The sequence below is a fragment of the Streptomyces xanthophaeus genome (assembly GCF_030440515.1).
Classification (GTDB): domain Bacteria; phylum Actinomycetota; class Actinomycetes; order Streptomycetales; family Streptomycetaceae; genus Streptomyces; species Streptomyces kutzneri.
The window spans coordinates 3884383-3904686 of the sequence record NZ_CP076543.1; the positions used below are offsets into that span (position 1 = coordinate 3884383).

The 20304-nt window shown below is 72.4% G+C and carries 22 protein-coding genes; 11 read left to right on the forward strand and 11 right to left on the reverse strand.

The window, feature by feature from the left end:
- Window positions 1–20: 20 nt before the first annotated feature.
- Window positions 21–188, reverse strand: coding sequence for a hypothetical protein (locus KO717_RS16950; protein WP_301368538.1), 168 nt, complete (start codon window positions 186–188; stop codon window positions 21–23).
- Between the two features lie 97 nt (window positions 189–285).
- Between KO717_RS16950 and KO717_RS16955 the strand changes: the two genes are divergently transcribed.
- Together KO717_RS16955 and KO717_RS16960 are read left to right on the forward strand one after the other, a co-directional pair.
- Entirely contained in the window at window positions 286–2091 is a 1806-nt protein-coding gene (locus tag KO717_RS16955) for a S9 family peptidase (protein ID WP_301368540.1), read from the forward strand.
- Between the two features lie 43 nt (window positions 2092–2134).
- Window positions 2135–2899 carry an SURF1 family protein gene (locus KO717_RS16960; RefSeq protein WP_301368542.1) on the forward strand — a complete coding sequence of 255 codons (765 nt, stop codon included), beginning with the start codon at window positions 2135–2137 and terminating at the stop codon, window positions 2897–2899.
- 152 nt (window positions 2900–3051) lie between these two features.
- Here KO717_RS16960 and KO717_RS16965 read toward each other — a convergent pair whose 3' ends face one another.
- From KO717_RS16965 to KO717_RS16995, 7 genes are all read right to left on the reverse strand, one after another.
- Window positions 3052–4137 carry a hypothetical protein gene (locus tag KO717_RS16965; RefSeq protein ID WP_301368544.1) on the reverse strand — a complete coding sequence of 362 codons (1086 nt, stop codon included), beginning with the start codon at window positions 4135–4137 and terminating at the stop codon, window positions 3052–3054.
- On the reverse strand, window positions 4134–4811 hold the full coding sequence (locus KO717_RS16970) for a SigE family RNA polymerase sigma factor (RefSeq protein ID WP_301374565.1): 678 nt from the start codon (window positions 4809–4811) through the stop codon (window positions 4134–4136). The genes KO717_RS16965 and KO717_RS16970 overlap by 4 nt, the downstream gene beginning before the upstream one ends.
- A 246-nt stretch (window positions 4812–5057) precedes the next feature.
- A complete protein-coding gene (locus KO717_RS16975; protein ID WP_301368545.1) occupies window positions 5058–6131 on the reverse strand; it encodes an aspartate-semialdehyde dehydrogenase in 1074 nt (357 codons plus the stop codon).
- Window positions 6128–7402, reverse strand: a complete 1275-nt coding sequence (locus KO717_RS16980; RefSeq protein WP_030726444.1) for an aspartate kinase — start codon at window positions 7400–7402, stop codon at window positions 6128–6130. Before KO717_RS16980 ends, KO717_RS16975 begins: the two co-directional genes overlap by 4 nt.
- A 129-nt stretch (window positions 7403–7531) precedes the next feature.
- The gene (locus KO717_RS16985) at window positions 7532–8179 is read right to left on the reverse strand and encodes a DUF5063 domain-containing protein (RefSeq protein WP_189743839.1); all 648 of its coding nucleotides are present in this window, start codon (window positions 8177–8179) and stop codon (window positions 7532–7534) included.
- The gene (gene recR / locus KO717_RS16990) at window positions 8172–8771 is read right to left on the reverse strand and encodes a recombination mediator RecR (protein ID WP_301368550.1); all 600 of its coding nucleotides are present in this window, start codon (window positions 8769–8771) and stop codon (window positions 8172–8174) included. Before recR ends, KO717_RS16985 begins: the two co-directional genes overlap by 8 nt.
- Window positions 8772–8806: 35 nt before the next feature.
- Window positions 8807–9151, reverse strand: coding sequence for a YbaB/EbfC family nucleoid-associated protein (locus KO717_RS16995; protein WP_094744798.1), 345 nt, complete (start codon window positions 9149–9151; stop codon window positions 8807–8809).
- Between the two features lie 269 nt (window positions 9152–9420).
- On the opposite strand from KO717_RS16995, the gene KO717_RS17000 reads away from it, so the two are divergent.
- Entirely contained in the window at window positions 9421–10167 is a 747-nt protein-coding gene (locus KO717_RS17000) for an SLATT domain-containing protein (RefSeq protein WP_189743835.1), read from the forward strand.
- Window positions 10168–10283: 116 nt separating this feature from the next.
- On the opposite strand, the gene KO717_RS17005 is transcribed toward KO717_RS17000, so the two are convergent.
- The 3 genes from KO717_RS17005 to KO717_RS17015 all read right to left on the reverse strand — a co-directional run bounded on the left by KO717_RS17005 (window position 10284) and on the right by KO717_RS17015 (window position 13217).
- Window positions 10284–10934: a hypothetical protein gene (locus KO717_RS17005; protein ID WP_301368553.1), complete on the reverse strand. Its 651-nt coding sequence runs from the start codon at window positions 10932–10934 to the stop codon at window positions 10284–10286.
- Between the two features lie 97 nt (window positions 10935–11031).
- Window positions 11032–11697 carry a GntR family transcriptional regulator gene (locus tag KO717_RS17010; protein WP_301368554.1) on the reverse strand — a complete coding sequence of 222 codons (666 nt, stop codon included), beginning with the start codon at window positions 11695–11697 and terminating at the stop codon, window positions 11032–11034.
- Between the two features lie 158 nt (window positions 11698–11855).
- Entirely contained in the window at window positions 11856–13217 is a 1362-nt protein-coding gene (locus KO717_RS17015; protein ID WP_301368555.1) for an aspartate aminotransferase family protein, read from the reverse strand.
- Between the two features lie 178 nt (window positions 13218–13395).
- Between KO717_RS17015 and KO717_RS17020 the strand changes: the two genes are divergently transcribed.
- From KO717_RS17020 to KO717_RS17055, 8 genes are all read left to right on the forward strand, one after another.
- The gene (locus KO717_RS17020) at window positions 13396–14025 is read left to right on the forward strand and encodes a DJ-1/PfpI family protein (RefSeq protein ID WP_301368557.1); all 630 of its coding nucleotides are present in this window, start codon (window positions 13396–13398) and stop codon (window positions 14023–14025) included.
- 166 nt (window positions 14026–14191) lie between these two features.
- Complete coding sequence (locus KO717_RS17025; protein WP_301374567.1) at window positions 14192–14653, forward strand: MarR family winged helix-turn-helix transcriptional regulator; 462 nt, start codon at window positions 14192–14194, stop codon at window positions 14651–14653.
- Between the two features lie 93 nt (window positions 14654–14746).
- Window positions 14747–15136: a nuclear transport factor 2 family protein gene (locus KO717_RS17030; RefSeq protein WP_301368559.1), complete on the forward strand. Its 390-nt coding sequence runs from the start codon at window positions 14747–14749 to the stop codon at window positions 15134–15136.
- A 5-nt stretch (window positions 15137–15141) separates the two neighbouring features.
- A complete protein-coding gene (locus KO717_RS17035) occupies window positions 15142–15783 on the forward strand; it encodes a LysE family translocator (RefSeq protein WP_301368561.1) in 642 nt (213 codons plus the stop codon).
- Window positions 15784–16025: 242 nt separating this feature from the next.
- Window positions 16026–17096 (forward strand): alpha/beta hydrolase, encoded by a 1071-nt coding sequence (locus KO717_RS17040; protein ID WP_301368563.1) that lies wholly within the window; start codon window positions 16026–16028, stop codon window positions 17094–17096.
- Window positions 17089–18291: an acyltransferase family protein gene (locus tag KO717_RS17045; protein ID WP_301368565.1), complete on the forward strand. Its 1203-nt coding sequence runs from the start codon at window positions 17089–17091 to the stop codon at window positions 18289–18291. Before KO717_RS17040 ends, KO717_RS17045 begins: the two co-directional genes overlap by 8 nt.
- Window positions 18292–18313: 22 nt before the next feature.
- Window positions 18314–19633, forward strand: coding sequence for a sensor histidine kinase (locus KO717_RS17050; RefSeq protein ID WP_301368567.1), 1320 nt, complete (start codon window positions 18314–18316; stop codon window positions 19631–19633).
- Window positions 19630–20301, forward strand: coding sequence for a response regulator (locus tag KO717_RS17055; protein ID WP_301368569.1), 672 nt, complete (start codon window positions 19630–19632; stop codon window positions 20299–20301). The genes KO717_RS17050 and KO717_RS17055 overlap by 4 nt, the downstream gene beginning before the upstream one ends.
- The last annotated feature ends 3 nt before the right edge of the window (window positions 20302–20304 follow it).

Below are 20304 nucleotides of genomic sequence, written 5' to 3' on the forward strand. Positions count from 1 at the left end.
AGACAGAGGGCGGAACGGGCCTAGCCGCGCTTGGCCTGGGCCTTCTGCTGCATGCCGCGCGTCTTCGCGGCGGTGCTGTGGACGTCCCGGACCGCGGCCTTGGCGCGGGCCTCCGCGGCCGTGTTCTTCGCCAGCGCGCGCTCGGAGTCCTGGTGGCTGTGGTGCCCGGTGCGGGCCTTCTTGGCCATGATCGTTCCTCCTCGGACGGGACGGCCGACGCGTTCCACTGTGCGCCCGTTCGAAGCGGTCGGCATCCCGGGGAGCGCTGCGGCCACAATGGGGCGCATGACCAGCGACAGTGAGATGACCCCCGGCATGCCCGACTGGGAGAAGCGGTTCCGGGCACCGCGCGTCGGGCTCCCCGACTGGGCCGAGGACGCCCCGGACCGTTCGCTCTTCGTCTCCAACGCGACCGGAACCTACGAGATCTACGCGTGGGACCGCGCCACCGGCGAGCAGCGGCAGGCCACGGACCGCCCCAACGGCACCACCGACGGAACCCTCTCCCCCGACGGCGAGTGGATCTGGTGGTTCTCCGACACCGACGGCGACGAGTTCGGCACCTGGGTGCGCCAGCCCTTCGCGGGCGGCCCCGACGAACCGGCCACCCCGGGCCTGGAGCCCTCGTACCCCGCAGGACTGGCCATCGGGCGGGACGGGACGGCCGTCGTGGGGCGCTCCACCGACGAGGACGGCTCGACCGTCCACGTGGTCCGGCCGGACGGCTCCGCACCCACCGTGATCTACCGGCACCGGGAGTCGGCCGGCGTCGGCGACCTGTCCCGCGACGGAACGCTGGTGGCCGTCGAGCACACCGAGCACGGCGACGCGATGCACTCCGCCCTGCGCGTCCTGACCCTCGACGGGACCACCGTCGCCGAGCTGGACGACTCCCGGGGCGGGTCCGAGGAGCTGGGCCTGGAGGTCCTCGGTTTCGCGCCGGTCGCGGGCGACACCCGGCTGCTCGTCGGCCACCAGCGGCGTGGCCGCTGGGAGCCGATGGTGTGGGACGTGGTCACCGGCGCCGAGCAGGAGCTCGCGATCGACCTGCCGGGCGACGTCAGCGCCGAGTGGTATCCGGACGGGTCCGCGCTGCTGGTCGCGCACAGCTTCGAGGCGCGCAGCGAGCTGTGGCGCTACGACCTGGCCGCACGGGAGCTCGTCCGCGTGGACACGCCCGCGGGGTCGGTGTCGGGGGCCACCGCGCGGCCCGACGGGACGGTGGAGTACCTGTGGTCCTCGGCCGCCGAGCCCTCGGCGGTACGGTCCACCGCGGGCGGGATCGTCCTGGACCCGCCCGGTTTCCGGGCGCCCGGCTCGGTTCCGGTCCAGGACGTGTGGGTGGAGGGCCCGGGCGGACGGATCCACGCGCTCGCGCAGCGGCCGGCGGGACACGGCGAGGGTCCCTTCCCGACGATCTTCGAGATCCACGGCGGGCCGACCTGGCACGACAGCGACTCCTTCGCGTCGGCCCCGGCGGCCTGGCTGGACCACGGCTTCGCCGTGGTGCGGGTCAACTACCGCGGCTCGACGGGGTACGGCCGCGAGTGGACCGACGCCCTCAAGCACCGGGTCGGGCTGATCGAGCTGGAGGACATCGCGGCGGTCCGGGAGTGGGCGGTCTCCTCGGGCCTGGCGGACCCGGCCCGCATGGTGCTGTCGGGCGGTTCCTGGGGCGGATACCTGACGCTGCTCGGCCTGGGGACGCAGCCCGACGCCTGGGCCGTGGGCCTGGCCGCCGTGCCGGTCGCGGACTACGTGACGGCGTACCACGACGAGATGGAGGCGCTGAAGGCGCTGGACCGCACCCTCTTCGGCGGTACCCCGGAGGAGGTCCCGGACCGCTTCGAGGCGTCCTCGCCGCTGACGTACGTGGACGCCGTGAAGGCGCCGGTCCACATCGCGGCCGGCGTGAACGACCCGCGCTGCCCGATCCGCCAGATCGACAACTACGTGGACCGTCTCGCCGCGCGCGGGGCCGTGCACGAGGTGTACCGGTACGACGCCGGGCACGGCTCGCTGGTGGTGGAGGAGCGGATCAAGCAGGTCCGGATGGAGCTGGAGTTCGCGCTGAAGCACCTGCCGCACTGACCCTGCGGGAGGGCGACCGGTGCACCCCCCGTACGGTGGTGGGGTGCACCGGTTTCTCCTGACCCCGCGCTGGTGGGGGATCAACGTCTTCGTCGCGCTCGCCGTGCCCTTCTGCCTGTTCATGGGGTCCTGGCAGCTCGGCCGGTTCGAGGACCGTGTCGACAGCCACCGGGAAGCGAGCGCGGAGCGGCCGGCGGACCAGGTGGCCGCGCCCCTGGAGTCGCTGCTTCCGGTCGACAAGACGACCTCCGGGCGGCTCGCCTCCACGGCCGGCGAGTACGGCGACCAGCTGCTGGTGCCCGAGCGGCGGCTGGACGGCCGTTCCGGGTTCTACGTGCTGACGCTGCTGAAGACCGACTCCGGCAAGAGCGTCCCGGTGGTCCGGGGCTGGCTGCCGGGAGTGGCGGATCCCGCGAAGGCGCCGGCCCCGCCGGCCGGCCGGGTCGAGGTCAGCGGGGCCCTGCAGGCCGCCGAGAACGCCGGCACGAAGGGGGTCCACTCCCAGGGCGGGCTGCCGGCCGGGCAGCTCGGGGTGATCAGCGCGGCCTCGCTGGTCAACATCGTCCCGTACGACCTGTACGACGCCTGGCTGACCGTGCAGACCCCGTCGGAAGGGATGATTCCGGTGCCTGCGCAGGCGCCGACCAACACCGGGCTCGACCTCAAGGCCTTCCAGAACCTCGGCTACACGGGCGAGTGGTTCGTCTTCGTCGCCTTCGTGCTCTTCATGTGGTTCCGGTTCTACCGTCGCGAGGTGGAGACCATCCGCGACGCAGAGGCGGGACTGCTGGAGCCCGCCGCGCAGTAGCCCTGCCGCCGCCCGGGACGCCCCACGTAGGAGGCCCCGGGACTCCTGGCCCCCGGCCCCCGCGCCCCGGGACTCCAGGCCCCCAGGCCCCCAGGCCCCCAGGCCCCCAGGACTCTCCAGGACACGTTCTGCGGAACTCGCCGGGACAGTCCTCAGGACAGAGGGATGGCGCCCGTCTTGTAGACCGTTCCGCCGCAGGCCTCGGGGATCGTCGTCCGCGTGGTCGTGGCCCCGGACTGCGGGGTGTGCGAGACGGCCACGCCGGCCGGAGCCGGGGACGCGCCCGCCTGCGGTTCGACGGCCGGTGCGTTCCCCGTACCGCCCGTGGCACCCGCCGGTTCGGTCTGCGGGGACTTCCCGCCCGCGTCCGGATTCGCCGGTGTACACGTCTCCCCCGACGGCACCCATGCGAAGCGGACCTCGTACGCCGTGTTCGGCGGGAGCACCAGCGCCGGAGCCGCCGCCGCCGGATCGGGCAGCAGCCCGCTCGCCGGATCCCCCGCCGTGTGGCCGACCACGGCGACCCCGGCGCCCGGGCCCGCCCCGGTACCGGACACCGCGGCCGCCGTCAGGGTGTCCTGGCCGTTGACGGCGCAGCCCTGCGCCGAGACGTTGGTGACCCGGAAGCTGCCGTACACCCTGCCGTCGGTCTCCCGGGGCCGGGCCGAGCCCACCACCCCGAGCTGGTCCGCGCCGCACCCGGGCACTCCTGGCGCCGCCACCGGCGGCAGCGGGCCCGTGCCCGCCACCGAGCCGCCGGGGCCGACCGGTCCGGCGGAGGCCCCGGCGCCCGACGGACCTGCCGTCAGGCCGTTCGTCGAAGGGCCCGCCGTGGCGTTCGGCTGCCCGGTGATGCCCCCCACGGACGGGACCTCGCCGAAGGAGTGGGGCGGCCTCGGCTGGGACCCGAAGCCGTTCTGGTGCGGGTCGGAAGCCCGTGAGTCCGGCTTCTCGCCGGTGGCCTCGCCGTGCCCGGCCATCGCCGGGTGATCGGTGGCCGCGCCCTCGGCCGCCGTCAGGTGCAGTGCGGCCGGGATCGCCGTCCCGGCGAGCAGCACGGCCGCGGCGGCGCCGACGAAGGCGGCCCGGCGGTTGCGGGTCCGGCGCGCGGGGACGGCGTCGCGTAGTCGCTCCAGCGCGTCCTCGGAGGGCTGCAGGCCCTCGACGGCCCCCCGCAGGAGGATGCGCAGTTCTTCTTCCCCGCTCGCCCCGCCCGGCGGAGTGTGGTCGTCCATCATGACTGCGCAGCCTCCATCGCCACCCGCAGCGCGGCAATGCCCCGCGATCCGTACGCCTTCACCGAGCCGAGCGATATTCCGAGCGTCTCGGCGACCTGGGCCTCCGTCATGTCCGCGAAGTAGCGCAGCACCAGCACCTCGCGCTGGCGGCGCTGCAGTCCACGCATCGCCTTGATCAGATCGTCCCGCTCCAGCTGGTCGTACGCGCCCTCTTCGGCGCTCGCCATGTCCGGCATCGGCTTCGAGAGCAGCTTGAGGCCGAGGATGCGGCGGCGCAGGGCGGACCGCGAGAGGTTCACGACGGTCTGGCGCAGGTACGCCAGGGTCTTCTCCCGGTCGCGGACCCGGTTCCGGGCGGAGTGCACCCGGATGAAGGCCTCCTGCACCACGTCCTCGCAGGAGGCGGTGTCGTCGAGGAGCAGCGCGGCCAGGCCCAGGAGCGAGCGGTAGTGCGCCTGGTAGGTCGCGGTGAGGTGGTCGACGGTGGTGCCGGCCACCACCTCGGCCGTCCCGGCCGTCTCGGCCGCCTCGCTCTTGCTGCTCCCGTCCGACTCAGCGCTGTCGCGCGGCGCGGGCACGAGGCCGCCCCGGATCGGTACGGCGGCCCTCACGGGCGCCGTCGACGGGCCTGCCGGCGGGACGGGCACGATCACGGGAAAACCGCCGCCGGGCACGCGAAGACTCCGGCGCGACGGGATGATCCCGATCTGCGCCGGCCGGACGGCCGGTTCGAGCAGTGTGTCTGCCACGCCGGTTGGACACGCGTCCCCCCATCAGGGTTGTACGCGCCAGGCAGCCTCACCAGCAAAATCCCTATTGCCCTCATGCGTACCCGCTCTTCCCGATTGCCCCGTCTTTATCGAGACGGCAGTCGGGCCATCACCTTGATCAAGGGATCAGCACCGATCCTACAAAGCGAATTACGCAAATTCACCTGCGATCAGTTCCGCGATCTGTGTGGCATTCAACGCTGCGCCCTTGCGGAGATTGTCGGCGCACACGAAGAACTCCAGGGCGTGACGGTCGTCGAGCGAGGCCCGCACCCGCCCCACCCACGCGGGATCCGTGCCGGCGGCGTCCACGGGAGTGGGGAACTCCCCGGCGGCCGGGTCGTCCACGAGCACCACGCCGGGCGCGGCCTCCAGGATCTCCCGGGCGTGCGCGGCGTCCACCTCGCGCTCGAACCGGGCCCGCACCGTCAGCGAATGCCCGGTCAGCACCGGTACCTGTACGCAGGTCACCGACACCGGGAGCTGCTCCAGCTCCAGGATCCGGCGCGTCTCCCCGCGTACCGCCAGCTCGTGCGAGGACCAGCCGTCCGCGCGCAGCTCGCCGGACCAGGGCACGACATTGAGGGCGAGCGGGGCCGCGAAGGGGCCGGTGTCCTCGCCGACGGCACGGCGTACGTCTCCCGGCTGCTCGCCCAGGGAGGTCCCGGCGACCAGCGACTGCTGGCGGCGCAGCGCCTCGGAACCGGCCCGGCCGGCGGCGCTCGCGGCCTGGTACGAGGAGACGGCCAGGTCGCAGAGGGAGTACTCGAAGTGCAGCGCGCCCAGGGCCGCGATCATGGTGGCGGTCACGCAGTCGGGGCCGGCGACGATCCCGCGCGGCCGGATCCGTACGGCGTGCCCGTTGACCTCGGGCACCACCAGCGGGACCTCGGGGTCCTCCCGGAAGGCGGCGGACAGGTCGATGACGACGGAGCCGCGCGCGGTGACCACGGGGGCCCACCGGGCCGAGACGTCGGCCGGGGTGAGGAAGAGCGCGATGTCGCCCGGTCCGAGGCCGTCGAAGGCATCCTCGGTGAGGGCGATCACCTCGGTCTCCTCCGCGCGGACGGCCAGCATGCGGCCGGCCGAGCGCGCGGAGGCGATCAGGCGGATCTCGCCCCAGACGTCCGCCCGCAGGGACAGCATCTGGAGCAGGACCGAACCGACTGCTCCGGTCGCCCCGACCACGGCGAGTGCCGGGCCGGAGGACCGGGTGCGGGTCATCGTCCGGTGCCGCCGTAGACGACGGCTTCGGCGCTGTCGGAGTCGAGGCCGAAGGCCGTGTGCACGGCGCGGACGGCCTCGTTGACGTCGTCCTGGCGGGTGACGACCGAGATGCGGATCTCGGAGGTCGAGATCAGCTCGATGTTCACGCCCGCGTCGGACAGCGCCTGGAAGAAGGAGGCGGTGACGCCCGGGTTCGTCTTCATGCCCGCGCCGACCAGGGAGATCTTGCCGATCTGGTCGTCGTAGCGCAGGGAGTCGAAGCCGATCGCGCCCTTCGCCTTCTCCAGGGCCTCGATGGCCTTGTGGCCCTCGGTCTTGGGGAGCGTGAAGGAGATGTCCGTGAGGCCCGTGGAGGCCGCGGAGACGTTCTGCACGATCATGTCGATGTTGATCTCGGCGTCCGCAATGGCGCGGAAGATCGCCGCGGCCTCGCCCGGCTTGTCCGGGACACCGACGACTGTGATCTTGGCTTCGGAGACGTCGTGCGCGACTCCGGAGATGATGGCGTGCTCCACCTGCGCGTCCCCTTGCGGATTCTCGTTGCTGACCCAGGTGCCCGGCAGTCCGGAGAAGGACGAGCGGACGTGGATCGGGATGTTGTAGCGGCGCGCGTACTCGACGCAGCGGTGCAGCAGCACCTTGGAACCGGAGGCCGCGAGCTCCAGCATGTCCTCGGAGGAGATCCAGTCGATCTTCTTCGCCTTCTTCACGACGCGGGGGTCCGCGGTGAAGACGCCGTCGACGTCCGTGTAGATCTCGCACACCTCGGCGTCCAGCGCCGCGGCGAGCGCGACGGCGGTGGTGTCCGAGCCGCCCCGGCCGAGGGTGGTGATGTCCTTGGAGTCCGCGGACACCCCCTGGAAGCCGGCGACGATGGCGATGTTGCCCTCGTCCAGCGCGGTGCGGATCCGGCCCGGCGTGACATCGATGATGCGCGCTTTGTTGTGGACCGAGTCGGTGATCACGCCTGCCTGGCTACCGGTGAACGACTGGGCCTCGTGACCCAGGTTTTTGATCGCCATGGCCAGCAGGGCCATGGAGATCCGCTCCCCGGCGGTCAGCAGCATGTCGAATTCACGCCCGGCAGGCATCGGGGATACCTGCTCGGCGAGATCGATCAGCTCGTCCGTCGTGTCGCCCATCGCGGAAACCACGACGACCACCTGGTGGCCGTTCTTCTTGGCATCCACGATCCGCTTGGCGACGCGCTTGATGCCTTCGGCATCCGCTACGGAGGAGCCTCCGTACTTCTGCACGACAAGGCCCACGTGCGCTCCTCGCTCAGTCCGTCTCATTGCTGGTGCAGTGTAACGAGCGACCGGGATCCGACCGCCTCGTACCACATCATGAGACGAGAAGATCAGAGAATGAGTTCCCGGTCCGGCCGCCGCGTTCGCTCAGGTGCGGCCGAGGCCGCCCAGCTCCTCGGCCATCACCTGTCCGGCCTGTTCCGCGAGGTCGTCCTCGGCCATGTCCTCGTCCGTGTCCAGGCCGTCCAGCGCCGCCAGCGGCTGGTCCAGGCGTACGTGGGCGATCAGCGACTGGAGGGCGCGCAGGGTCGCCGAGGCCGTCGGGCCCCAGTTGGTGAAGTACGAGAACTGCCACCACCACAGCGCCTCCGTGATGCGGCCCGACTGGTGGTGGATGAGCCCGTGCCGCAGGTCGGCGACCACGTCCGCCAGGTCGTCGGAGATCCGGTGGGCCACCGGGGCCTTGCGGGGCTCGTAGGGGTCGAAGACCTCGGAGTAGACGTCGACCGGCTCCAGCATGATCGCGAACCGCTCGCGAAGGTCGTCCACGTCCGGCTCCGGGCCCAGGTCGGGCTCGTAGCGCTCCTCCGGCAGCACGTCCTGGTACGCGCCCAGCCGGCCGCCCGCCAGCAGCAGCTGGGACACCTCCAGGAGGAGGAAGGGCACCGCACTGTCCGGGTCCTCGCCCTTGGCCACTTCGGTGACCGCAACGATGAACGACTCGATCTGGTCCGCGATCGAGGCGGCGAAGTCGTCCGGATCCTGGCCGAGGGCGTGCAGCGTTGCGTCAGACATCGAGAAGTCGCCTTCCTTCAAAGGCCCGCCCGAGCGTGACCTCGTCCGCATACTCCAGATCTCCCCCGACGGGGAGCCCGCTGGCCAGGCGGGTGACCTTCAGGCCCATGGGCTTGATCATGCGGGCGAGGTAGGTGGCGGTCGCCTCGCCCTCCAGGTTCGGGTCGGTGGCCAGGATCAGCTCGGTCACCTCGCCGTCCGCCAGTCGCGCCAGCAGCTCGCGGATGCGCAGGTCGTCCGGGCCGACGCCCTCGATCGGGCTGATCGCGCCGCCGAGGACGTGGTACTTCCCCCGGAACTCGCGCGTCCGCTCAATCGCGACGACGTCCTTGGGCTCCTCGACGACACAGATGACCGTGAGGTCGCGGCGCGGATCGCGGCAGATGTTGCACCGCTCCTCCTGCGCCACGTTCCCGCACACCGCGCAGAACCGGACCTTGTCCTTGACCTCCAGCAGCGCGTGCGCGAGGCGGCGGACGTCGGTGGGCTCGGTCTGCAGGATGTGGAAGGCGATCCGCTGCGCGCTCTTGGGCCCGACGCCGGGCAGCCTGCCCAGTTCGTCGATCAGGTCCTGAACCACGCCTTCGTACAACGGACTGCCTTCTTTCGTCGGGTAGGGGAGGAGGGCTAGAACGGGAGGCCGGGAATACCGCTGCCGCCGCCCAGGCCCTGGGCCAGGGGGCCCAGCTTCTGCTGCTGGAGCGCCTGCGCATTCTCGTTGGCCGCCTGCACCGCGGCGACCACCAGGTCGGCGAGCGTCTCCGTGTCCTCGGGGTCCACGGCCTTCGGGTCGATCACCAGCGCGCGCAGCTCACCGGATCCGGTGACGGTCGCCCTCACCAGACCGCCGCCGGCCTGGCCCTCGACCTCGGTCCGTGCGAGCTCCTCCTGCGCGGCCGCGAGATCCTGCTGCATCTTCTGGGCCTGCTGGAGCAGCTGCTGCATGTTGGGCTGGCCACCACCGGGAATCACAGGGCACTCACTCCATACGTCGTACGTCGAGACCTTCGGAACGCTGGTCAATCCGAGCCTACGTGCTCCCCGGGCGCCGCGCCCTACGCCGTGAGGACCAACTCTTTCGAGTGAGAGACGAGGCGTGCGCGTACCTGATGGAGACCTCCTTGCGGGCGGAAATCCCGGGAATCGTCGCCCATCGCCCGTCATTCGAAGGTAGGAAGAGCATGCGCATCATTGCGCACACGCGCACCACCACACGTCAGCGCAGGCAGAGGGAGTGCCGGGTGAGCCAGCCGGAGATGCAGCCCGAGGGGCCACCCCGGGATCCCCGGGAGGAAGGCGGCGGACCGATGGCGGCGGGCGATCTGACCGGCCGGCCGTTCCCCCTCGGGGACTGGGGCGAGCCCGCCGAGCGGCTCGACGAGCTCTACCGGCGGGTCGAGGCCGACGCGCTGCGCACCGCCGAGTGGTACCTGTCCGACCGGGCGTGGAAGCGGCGCGGTGCGCGCGTGCTGCGCGCCGGGGCGGCCGTGGGCGCCGTCACGGGCGCCTCGATGCCGCTGCTGGAACTGACGGGCTCGATCCCGGGCGCCTCCACCTACGGCTACCTCGCGCTGCTGCTGGGCGCGGCCGCGCTGGCCTGCGACCGGTTCTTCGGACTGACGTCCGGGTGGATGCGGGACGTGGCCACCGCCCAGGCCGTGCAGCGCCGGCTCCAGACCCTCCAGTTCGACTGGGCCTCGGAGAACGTGCGCGAGGTGCTCGGCCCCACCGAGGGCACGGCCAGCGAGGCCGCGGAGCGGTGCCTGACCGTGCTGCGCCGCTTCTCGGAGGACATCACCGAGCTGGTGCGCTCGGAGACGGCGGACTGGATGGTGGAGTTCCGGGCCGGGCCCGCGCCGCTGGTGATGCAGTCGCTGGGGGCCTCCGGGGGGCGCCCGGACCCGAACATCCCGCCCGCCCGCTTCCCGCTGCCGCCGGGCACCAGACCGAACATGCCCCGGCAGCGGCCGCCGGAGCAGCCCCGCTGAGGGACGGGCCGGGGTCATGGGAGACGGGCGGGGCCGTGGGAGACGCGGGGCCTCGCTGGAGACGGGCGGGGCCGGGGTTCCGCGCAGCGGACCCGTACCCCGCCCACCGGCCCGGCTCAGCTGAAGATGATCATCGACCCCTGGCCGAGGCTCCGCGTCGCGGCCGCATGCAGTCCCAGCCACACGTGCCGTTCACGGGCGAAGGGGCTGTCGTCGTACGGAATCGGCCCCGCCGGCTCCTCCAGCAGCGTCGGCCGCCCCGGCGGCGCCGGTGCGGCGGGCGGGTTCCCCGGGTCTATCCCGATGGCGGGGGCCACGAACAGCAGCTCCCGCAGCAGGCCCTGCACGGACCCCAGCGGTCCGCCCCCGGCCAGCAGCTCCTCGTTCGCCAGCGGAGCCGCGAAGTCCACCGGGACATAGGCACCGGCGTGGTCGTAGTGCCACACCAGATGCGACTGCTGGGCCGTGGGCTCGAACATCTCCAGCAGCTGCTCGTAGTCCCCGCCCAGCTCGTCCACCGGGGTCACGGGCAGCCCGCAGAGCTGGAGCATGTACGCCCGCCGCAGGAAATGCAGGGCGTCGTAGTCGAAGCCCGCGACCGGGGCCACGTCCCCGCTCAGGCCCGGCATGTACGCGAACACGGGCACGGACGGCAGTCCGGCCGCGCCCAGCGCCCTGTCGTACGAGGCGATCTCTTCCGCGAAGGGGTTGTCGGGGCTGTGGCACAGCACGTCGACAAGGGGGACCAGCCACAGGTCACAGGCCACTCGGCCTCCGATCAGTCGTTGTCGCCGATCCGGCCAGCGTAGTGGGCCGGACACCCTCCGCGAAGGGGTGCGCAGAACCTGGGCTCCCCCGGAAGCCTCAGAGGCGGGCGGCCCAGGCCAGGGCGTGCTCGTTGTAGCCGCGGACAATGCCGCGCACCGCGTCGGCGTCGGCCAGCGTCACCGCGTCCACCAGCTCGCTGTGACCGTCCCACAGCGCCGCCCGCAGCTGCGACTCGCGCTGGAGGTGGGGGACGGCGAAGACCCAGCACTGCACGCGGATGCGGTGCAGGAACTCGGAGATGTAGGTGTTGGCGACCAGCCCGCTCAGCTCCCGCCAGAAGCGCAGGTCGTAGCCGATCAGCACTTCGAGCGAACCGCTCTGCGCGGCCCGCCGGGCCTCCTCGCCCCGGCGGCGCACCGAGACCAGCAGCTCGCCGGAGCCGGGGGCGGTGCCGCGCTCGGCGAGGCGGCGGAAGATCCCGTCCACGACGAGCGAGCGGGCCTCGATCATGCCCCGGAAGTCGTCCACGGAGAAGATCCGCACGCGGAAGCCGCGGTGCTGGACGAGTTCGAGCAGCCCCTGGGCCGAGAGGTCCACGAGCGCCTCGCGCACCGGGGTCGCGGAGACCTCGTACTGCTCGGCGATCTGCTTGACGGTGAACTCGGTCCCCGGAGGCAGGCGTCCCGCGAGCACCTCGTCACGCAGCGCGTCCGCGATCTGCTGGCGAAGTGTGTTGCGGGTGACAGCTCCGCTGCCTGGCATAGGGGTCCGTCTCCTGTCGTAGAGCTTCGGGACACCATAGGCCAGACAGAGCGGCTGAAAACCGATCGGTAGCCAACCGATATCCGACATCCGCACCCGGTGTCCGGGTGCGGATGTCGTGACGGATGCCGACCCGCCCTCCCCCTGCGGGGGCGGGTCTAGCCGGCCGTGGTGTGGCGGTCGGCGACCGTCAGCGCCTCGTCCAGCAGGGCCAGGCCCTCCTTGGCCTCCGCCTCGGTGACGTTGCAGGGCGGGACCACGTGGGTGCGGTTCATGTTCACGAAGGGCCACAGGCCCGACGCCTTGCAGGCCGCCGCGAACTCGGCCATCGGCGCGTTGTCCGCACCGGCCGCGTTGTACGGCACCAGCGGCTCGCGCGTCTGCTTGTCCCGTACGAGTTCCAGGGCCCAGAAGGCGCCCAGCCCGCGGACCTCGCCGACCGAGGGATGGCGCTCGGCGATCTCGGCCAGCGCGGGGCCGATCACGTTCTCACCGAGGTGGGCGGCGTGCTCGACGATGCCCTCCTCCTCCATCGTGTTGATCGTCGCGACGGCGGCGGCGCAGGCCAGGGGATGGCCGGAGTACGTCAGTCCGCCCGGGTAGGGGCGGGTGGCGAAGGTCTCGGCGATGGCGGCCGAGATGGCCACGCCGCCGAGCGGGACGTAGCCGCTGTTCACGCCCTTGGCGAAGGTGATCAGGTCGGGGGTGACGCCCCAGTGGTCGGCCGCGAACCACTTGCCGGTGCGGCCGAAGCCCGACATGACCTCGTCCAGGATGAAGACGATGCCGTGGCGGTCGCAGAGCTCGCGCACGCCCGCGAGGTAGCCGGCGGGCGGGGTCATGATGCCGGCGGTGCCGGGCACGCTCTCCAGGATGATCGCCGCGATGGTCTGCGGCCCCTCGAACGCGATGGTGTCGGCGAGGTGGGCGAGGGCCCGGGCGCACTCCTCGGCCTCGGTGGTGGCGTGGAAGGCGGAGCGGTAGAGGTACGGGCCCCAGAAGTGCACGACGCCGGCGGCGGCCGTGTCGGAGGGCCAGCGGCGCGGGTCGCCGGTCAGGTTGATCGCGGCGGCGGTGGCCCCGTGGTAGGAGCGGTAGGTGGAGAGCACCTTGGCGCGGCCCGTGTGCAGACGGGCCATGCGCACGGCGTTCTCGACGGCCTCGGCGCCGCCGTTGGTGAAGAAGATCTTGTCCAGGTCGCCCGGGGTCCGCTCGGCGATGAGGCGTGCGGCCTCGGAGCGGACGTCGACGGCGAAGCCGGGCGCGAGGGTGCAGAGCCGGGCGGCCTGCTCCTGGATCGCGGCGACGACCTTGGGGTGCTGGTGGCCGATGTTGGTGTTGACCAACTGGGAGGAGAAGTCGAGGAACCGCTTGCCTTCGTAGTCCCAGAAGTACGACCCCTCGGCCCCGGCGACGGCGAGGGGGTCGATCAGGGCCTGGGCGGACCAGGAGTGGAAGACGTGCTTCCGATCTGCGTCCTTCACGGTGGCAAGGGTGTGTGAGGTGACATGAGGGGTCATGTCGTCACGCTAGAAGTGCGCAGGTGGGGCGGGACATCGGCGGACTGTATGGGGGTGGGGCGCCGCTCTCGGCAGTCTGTCTGTGAGGGGCTCGAACGCCCCTCCGAGATTGACAGCATCCTGTCGTTATGACAGTCTATTGTCATAGAGCAGGAACCACGCTGGAGGCGAAAGCACCATGAGCGAGACCCCGCGCAAGCCCGTCCACCTCGCGGTCTACGACACGTACGCGGACTGGGAGACCGGCCACACCACCGCGCACCTCACCCAGCGCGGCCACACCGTGCGCACGGTCGGCATGAGCGCCGCGCAGCCGGTCACCACCATGGGCGGCGTCCGCATCCAGCCTGATCTGGCCCTGGCCGACCTGCGACCGGAGGACTCCTCGCTGCTGATCCTCACGGGCGCGTCCCTGTGGGACACCAGCGACGACCTGAACCCGTTCGCGGCCAAGGCGAGGGAGTTCCTGGCCGCCGGAGTCCCGGTCGCGGCGATCTGCGGAGCCACCGCCGGCCTCGCCCGCGAGGGCCTGCTGGACGGCCGGACCCACACCAGCGCCGCCTCCTTCTACCTGGCCGAGCAGCCCGGCTACGGGGGCGCCGAGAGCTACGTCGAGGCCGACGCGGTGACCGACGGCGACCTGATCACGGCGGGGCCGACGGAGCCGGTGGCCTTCGCCCGCGAGGTCTTCGCCCGCCTGGACGTCTACAAGCCGGAGGTCCTGGACGCCTGGTACGGGCTCTTCCACGACTCGGACGCGAGCGCGTACCCGGTCCTGATGGCGGCATCGGCGGCCGGCGATGCGTGAGGCGGCGCACGAGCCGCTGCCCGCCCGAGGTGCCGGGGAGGCCGAGGGCGGCGGGGGTGCCGGGGCTGTCGGGGCTGTCGGGGCTGTCGGGGCTGTCAGGGATCCCGTCGGCCTCGGGGACGCCGGGGATGCCCGGGACCGCGGGGACGCCCGTACCCAGCAGGACCTGCTGAGCCGCACCGCACTCGGGGTGTTCCGGCTGAACGGCCAGTTCCTCGCCATCTCGGAAGAGCTGGCCAAGCCGGCCGGGCTGACGGCCGCCTGGTGGCAGGTCCTGGGCGCCGTACTGCGGGAGCCACTGCCCGTCGCGGGCATCGCCCGGAACATGGGCATCACCCGGCAGAGCGTGCAGCGCATCGCGGACCTGCTGGTCGCCAAGGGCCTGGCGGAGTACGCCCCGAACCCCGCCCACCGGCGGGCGAAGCTGCTGCGGCCCACCGAGGAGGGGCGGAGCGCGGTGGACAGGATCGGCCCTGGGCACGCGGCCCTGGCGGCCCGCCTCACGGCGGAGCTGGGCGATACCGCCTTCGCGGAGACGGTCCGCGCCCTGGAACGGCTGGCCGCGGCACTGGACGCGCTGGAATCCGCCGTGCCGTCCGCCGGCCTTCCCTCACCCGCGCCGGAGTGAACCCGAAGGCGCGCCGCGAATGATTGTGTCGAGGTCAATAAGCCTGCAGGCAAAGCTTGTTACGTATAACGGGACTGTCGGACACTGCGGCACATGGAGCCGTTGACGGTAGTGGCACAACTGTGGGAGCGGATCGGGGCACGCGACTGGGACGGCGTGGCCGGGCTCATCGCCGAGGACGCGGTCATCGAATGGCCCGTGAGCGGTGAGCGCATCGTGGGGCGCGCGAACTTCATAGCCGTGAACAGCGACGACGCCTACACGGATGAGAGATCCGTGGAACTGCTGCGGATCCTGGCCGACGGAAACCTCGTGGTCACGGAGGTGGAGATACCTCAGGACCACGTCGTCTACCGGGCTGTCTCCCTCTGGACCGTGCGCGACGGGGAGATCGTGGGGGCGAGGGAGTACTGGACCAGCCCCGGTCAGGACCCGGCACCCCGCTGGCGGGCGGGCTACGTCGAACCCCTGGTGGCAGACTGAGCCGCGTGCTCACCGCTCTTCTCGGCGCGACCGGGGTCCTGGCGCTCCTCACCCTCGTCCCCGGCCCGGACATGGCGATCGTCACGAAACGGGCCGTCACCCGGGGGCGCGGTGACGGACTGCGCACCGTCGCCGGGATCGCCGTCGGACTGCTGATCTGGGGCGCCCTCACCGTGGCGGGGCTCGCGGCGCTGCTCGCCGCCTCGGCCGAGGTGTACCTGGTGGTGAAGCTGGCGGGGGCCGCCTATCTGTGCTGGCTCGGCCTCCAGGCCCTGCTGCGGCCGGGCGCGGAGCCTGCGGTGCCTGCGGAGTCTGCGGAGTCTGCGGAGTCTGCGGAGGGGCGGCCCGAGCCGGGCGGCGGCGGGGCATGGCGGACCGGTCTGGTCGCCAACGTGCTCAATCCCAAGATCGCCGTCTTCTACACGGGACTGCTGCCCGCCCTCGCCCCGCCGGGCCTGCGGCCGGCGGTCGGCATGGCGCTGCTGGTCCTGGTCCATGTGCTGCTGACGGTGGTGTGGCTGGGCACGTACGTGTACGTGCTGTCGCGCGCCGGGCGGTTCTTCGCGCGGCCGCGGGTCCGGCGGGCGCTGGACCGGACGACGGGTGTCGTCCTGATCGGCTTCGGTGTGCGGGTGGCGACCACGTGACGCCGTGACGCCGTGATGGTCGATACCCCCGTGACGGTCGTGATGGTCGATACCCCCGTGACGGTCGTGCCCTCGTGGCCTCGTGACGGTCGTGGCTCTGCCTCGCAGGTATCCCCCGTCATACCTGAGAGCTACGCGCGAACACGGCTCCATGGCGTGACGCCGACCACGGTCCTGGATTTCTAACTTCGGTAGCGGAGAAGAGCGTTGACGGCTCTTCCGGCGACCGGAGGAAGAGGGCCATGGCAGCGCGGACGGGGATGGGAACAGGCACAGGGCCGCAGACGGGGACAGGGACGCGGACGCGGACCGGGACCACGGGAAGGACCCGCGGGGCGGGCACGGCGCTCGCCACGGGGAGGGGGGCGGGGTCCGGCGGTGGCCGGCTGCGCCGCGGCCTGCTGGCCGCTCTGGTCGCCGCGGCCGTAGTGGTCCCCGTGTCCGCCGCGGCCTCCCCGAACGTCCCGGCCCCCGCGCCCGCCACGTTCTTGGAGGACGCCACGCCCCGGAGCCGGTACGCCGCCAACAGCGCCAACCTCGCCGAGGCGGCCCGTACCGCCGAGGACGCCGACCGCCCCGGCCGCGCAGCCAGGCTGCGCGCCATGGGGGCGGCCGGAGCGGCCCAGTTCCTCACCTTCGACGGCCGCGGCAGGGGCCGCGCCGTCGAGGTGTTCGGCGAGCTGGAGAGCGCCGACCGGGTCGCCGTCCTGGTACCCGGGTCCGACACCACGCTGGACACCTACGAGCGGTTCCGTGCCGGGGCCGTCTCCCTCCAGCAGCGTCTGCAGGCCGAGCATCCGCGCTCCGCCGTGGTCGCCTGGCTCGGGTACGACACCCCGGGCACGGTGAGCACCACCGTGCTGAGCGCCGACCGGGCCGATGTGGCCGCGGCCGAACTGGCGCCCTTCCTGGAGCGGTTGCGCGGCATGTCGGGTCCTGGGGCCCGGCTCTCCCTGCTGTGCCACTCCTACGGCTCCGTGGTCTGTGCCCGGACCGCCACCGGGTCCGCGGTGAGGGACGTGGTGCTGTTCGGCAGCCCGGGAACCGGGGCCGGATCCGCCCGTGAGCTGCCGACCGGGGCCCGGGTCTGGGCCGGCCGGGGCAGGGGCGACTGGATAGGCAACGTCCCGCATGTCCGGCTCGGCGGGATCGGTTTCGGCACCGACCCGGTCGATCCCGCCTTCGGGGCCCGGGCCTTCGCCGCCGGCTCCGTCGGGCACAGCGACTACCTCAAGCCGGGCACCGAGTCCCTCGACAGCCTGGCCGCGATCGTCCTCGGCACCACCACCGCACCGGAGGCCGACCATGGTTGAGTTCCGCGCCCGCTGGTCCACCCTGGCCGTGCGCATCGACGCCGCCACCCCGGCCGGCCGCGACCGGGCCGTGGACGCCCTGCGGGCCTTCGCGATCCTCGGCGTGGTCCTCGGCCACTGGCTGGTCACCGCACTGACCGCACGCGACGGCGCTCTGAGCACCACCAGCCCGCTGGCGCACATGCCGTGGCTGGCCCCGGTGTCCTGGGTGTTCCAGACGCTGTCCGTCTTCTTCCTGGTGGGCGGCCATGTCGCCGCCCACGGGTACGCGTCGGCGCGCGGGCGCGGCCTTTCCTACGGCACGTGGGCCGGGCAGCGGCTGGGACGGCTGTTCCGTCCGGTCGCCGCGGTGCTGGTGCTCTGGGCGGTCGTCGCGGGCGGGATGCTGATCGGCGGGGCGGAGTTCGACACCGTCCGGTCGCTGGTCAAGCTGGTGCTGTCCCCGCTGTGGTTCCTGCTGGTGTTCGCCGCGCTCACCGCCGCGACCCCGCTCGTGGCCCGGATCGGCCCGCTGTGGCCGCTGGCCGTGGTGGCTGCCGTCGACGTGTGGCGCTTCGGGTTCCAGGGCCCCGAGTGGATCGGCTGGGTCAATGTGGCCGCGGGCTGGCTCGTCCCCTTCACCCTGGGCGCCGCCTGGTCCCGCGGGGCGTTCGCCCGGTGCGGCCCGGCGCTGCTGCTGCTCGGCGCGGGCGCCGCGGCCACGGCCGCGCTGATCCTCTGGGGCGGGTACCCGGCCTCGATGGTGGGTGTCCCCGGGGCCGCCGTGTCGAATCTGAACCCGCCGACGCTGGCCGCGGTCACCTTCGGGCTGGCCCAGTGCGGACTGGCTCTCCTCGTGCGCGAGCCGCTGGCCAGGGCCATGCGACGGCCGGCGGCCTGGGCGAAGGTGGCCCTGGTGAACCTCTCCGCCATGACCGTCTTCCTGTGGCACCAGACCGCCATGATGGCCGTCACCGCCCTCGGGCTGCTGGTCTCGGCCGACCTGCCCGGACTGCACACGGTGCCCGACTCGGTGGGCTGGATAGCGGCCCGGCTGCTGTGGCTGCCCGTGTTCGCCGCCGCGCTGTCGATCTGCTGGGCCGCGTTCCGTATCCACGAGCAGGCCGCCCACCGTCCGAAGCCGTCCCGCGCCGCCCGGACCGCCGCCGCCCCCCGCCCCAGGACCGAGCCCGCCGAGGAGATCACCCATGTCTAGGGCCCGCCTTAGCCTGGACGGCGTGAACCAGCCGACCGAGCCACCCGCCGCCGAAGTCCGCATCCGCCTGCCGCGCGGTCTGGCCCGGGAGTTGTTCACCCTGCGGCGGGACCCCCTGCCGAAGATGTCGCGGCCGCGCTGGCTGGCGTGGCTGCCGCACGTGGTCCTCTGCTACGTGGCCATTCCCTGCGGCGTCCTGACGGGGATGCAGCTGAACGACCATTACAAAGTGTTCGGTTCGGCCGTGCTGGGGCTGTCGCTGCTGACCTCCGCGTCCGTCGTGCTCAGCATGTTCCGGCCGGTCGCCGCCTGGTGGCTCGGGCTCATCACCTCCGGCCTGGTCGCCTGGGCCATCCACGACCACGTCGGCCAGGGGCAGTCCTGGCCCTGGACGCCCGCCGGGCCGTTCACACTCGCGCCCGTGCTCCTGATGGTCGCCCTGCGGGTGCCGCCCCGGGTGACCGCCTCGGTCATCGGCATCACGCTCGCACTCGACGGACTGGCCGACATCGTCCTCAGTCCGCCGCACAGCCAGACGATCATCGGCGGCGCGGCCCTCCTCTTCGCGTTCGTGGGGATCCTCGGCTACGCCCTGCGGGCCACCCGCCTGGCCCGGGGCAAACTCGTCGAGCAGGAGACCCTCACCGAGGAGGAGCGGGCCCGGCGCACCCTGCTGGAGGAGCGCAGCCGGATCGCCCGCGAACTGCACGACGTCGTCGCCCACCACATGTCGGTGATCTCCATCCAGGCGCAGGTCGCCCCGCACCTGGTGGAGAACCCGTCCGAGGAGCTCAAGGAGAATCTGGCCGGCATCCGGGAGAACGCGCTGGAGGCGCTGACGGAGCTGCGGCGGGTGCTGGGCGTGCTGCGGTCCGAGCGGCCCGACGATCCCGCGAACCCCCATCATCCGCAGCCCACCCTCGGCGACCTGGAAGGCCTCGTGGACAACGTGCGGGGAGCCGGGCTGGACGTGACGACCGAGATCGCGGGGATACGGCGGCCGCTGACCCCGGGCGTGGAGCTCACCGCGTACCGGATCGTGCAGGAGGCGCTGAGCAACGTTCTGCGCCACGCGCCCGGTTCACGGGTGGAGGTGGGCATCGCCTACGGGCCGCGTGATCTGCACCTGTGCGTCGCGAACAGCGCGCCGACCCGGTCGGCCCCGCCCTCGCCCGGTGCCGGGCACGGGCTGCTGGGGATGCGGGAGCGGGCAGGCATGCTGGGGGGCGAACTGGCCGCCGGCCCGCGCCCCGACGGGGGGTACGAGGTGAGCGCCGTACTGCCGATGGATCCGCAGGACCTGCCCGCGGTCCCCCACCCCGAGACGAAGAGGGCCTCATGAGCACCCCGATCAAGGTGATGATCGCCGACGACCAGATGATGGTCCGGCAGGGCTTCACCGTGCTTCTCAACGCGCAGCCCGACATAGAGGTCGTGGGGCAGGCCGTGGACGGGGCGGACGCGGTGGCGAAGGTCGCCGAGCTGGCTCCGGACGTGGTGCTGATGGACATCCGGATGCCGGGGATGGGCGGGATCGAGGCCACGTCCGTGATCACCGCGGCTCCGGACGCCGCCGTGAAGGTGCTGGTGCTGACCACCTTCGATCTCGACGAGTACGTGTACGAGGCACTGCGGGCCGGGGCCTCCGGGTTCCTGCTCAAGGACGCGTCCGCCGATCAGCTCGCCGAGGCGGTGCGGGTGGTGGCGGCCGGGGAGGCGCTGCTCTCGCCGAACATCACGAAGCGGCTGATCACGGAGTTCTCGCGGCTGGGAGCTCCGCGCGCGCCGTCGCGGGCCAGGATCGAGGCGCTGACCGAGCGGGAGACGGAGGTGCTGTCGCTGATCGCCCAGGGCCTGTCGAACGCCGAGATCTCGGAGCACCTGGTGCTGGCCGAGCAGACGGTGAAGACGCATGTGAGCCGGATCCTGGTGAAGCTGGGGCTGCGGGACCGTACGCAGGCCGCGGTGTTCGCGTACGAGACGGGTCTGATCCGTCCGACGGGCTACTGAGCG

Excerpts from the sequence above, each read along its gene's own strand:
- KO717_RS16955 (WP_301368540.1), top strand. The coding sequence starts at position 286 with ATGACCAGCGACAGTGAGATGACCCCCGGCATGCCCGACTGGGAGAAG.
- KO717_RS16975 (WP_301368545.1), bottom strand. The coding sequence starts at position 6,131 with ATGACCCGCACCCGGTCCTCCGGCCCGGCACTCGCCGTGGTCGGGGCG.
- KO717_RS17015 (WP_301368555.1), bottom strand. The coding sequence starts at position 13,217 with ATGACCCCTCATGTCACCTCACACACCCTTGCCACCGTGAAGGACGCA.
- KO717_RS17030 (WP_301368559.1), top strand. The coding sequence starts at position 14,747 with ATGGAGCCGTTGACGGTAGTGGCACAACTGTGGGAGCGGATCGGGGCA.
- KO717_RS17020 (WP_301368557.1), top strand. The coding sequence starts at position 13,396 with ATGAGCGAGACCCCGCGCAAGCCCGTCCACCTCGCGGTCTACGACACG.
- KO717_RS17055 (WP_301368569.1), top strand. The coding sequence starts at position 19,630 with ATGAGCACCCCGATCAAGGTGATGATCGCCGACGACCAGATGATGGTC.
- KO717_RS16965 (WP_301368544.1), bottom strand. The coding sequence starts at position 4,137 with ATGATGGACGACCACACTCCGCCGGGCGGGGCGAGCGGGGAAGAAGAA.
- KO717_RS17010 (WP_301368554.1), bottom strand. The coding sequence starts at position 11,697 with ATGCCAGGCAGCGGAGCTGTCACCCGCAACACACTTCGCCAGCAGATC.
- KO717_RS16950 (WP_301368538.1), bottom strand. The coding sequence starts at position 188 with ATGGCCAAGAAGGCCCGCACCGGGCACCACAGCCACCAGGACTCCGAG.
- KO717_RS17045 (WP_301368565.1), top strand. The coding sequence starts at position 17,089 with ATGGTTGAGTTCCGCGCCCGCTGGTCCACCCTGGCCGTGCGCATCGAC.
- KO717_RS16985 (WP_189743839.1), bottom strand. The coding sequence starts at position 8,179 with ATGTCTGACGCAACGCTGCACGCCCTCGGCCAGGATCCGGACGACTTC.
- KO717_RS17040 (WP_301368563.1), top strand. The coding sequence starts at position 16,026 with ATGGCAGCGCGGACGGGGATGGGAACAGGCACAGGGCCGCAGACGGGG.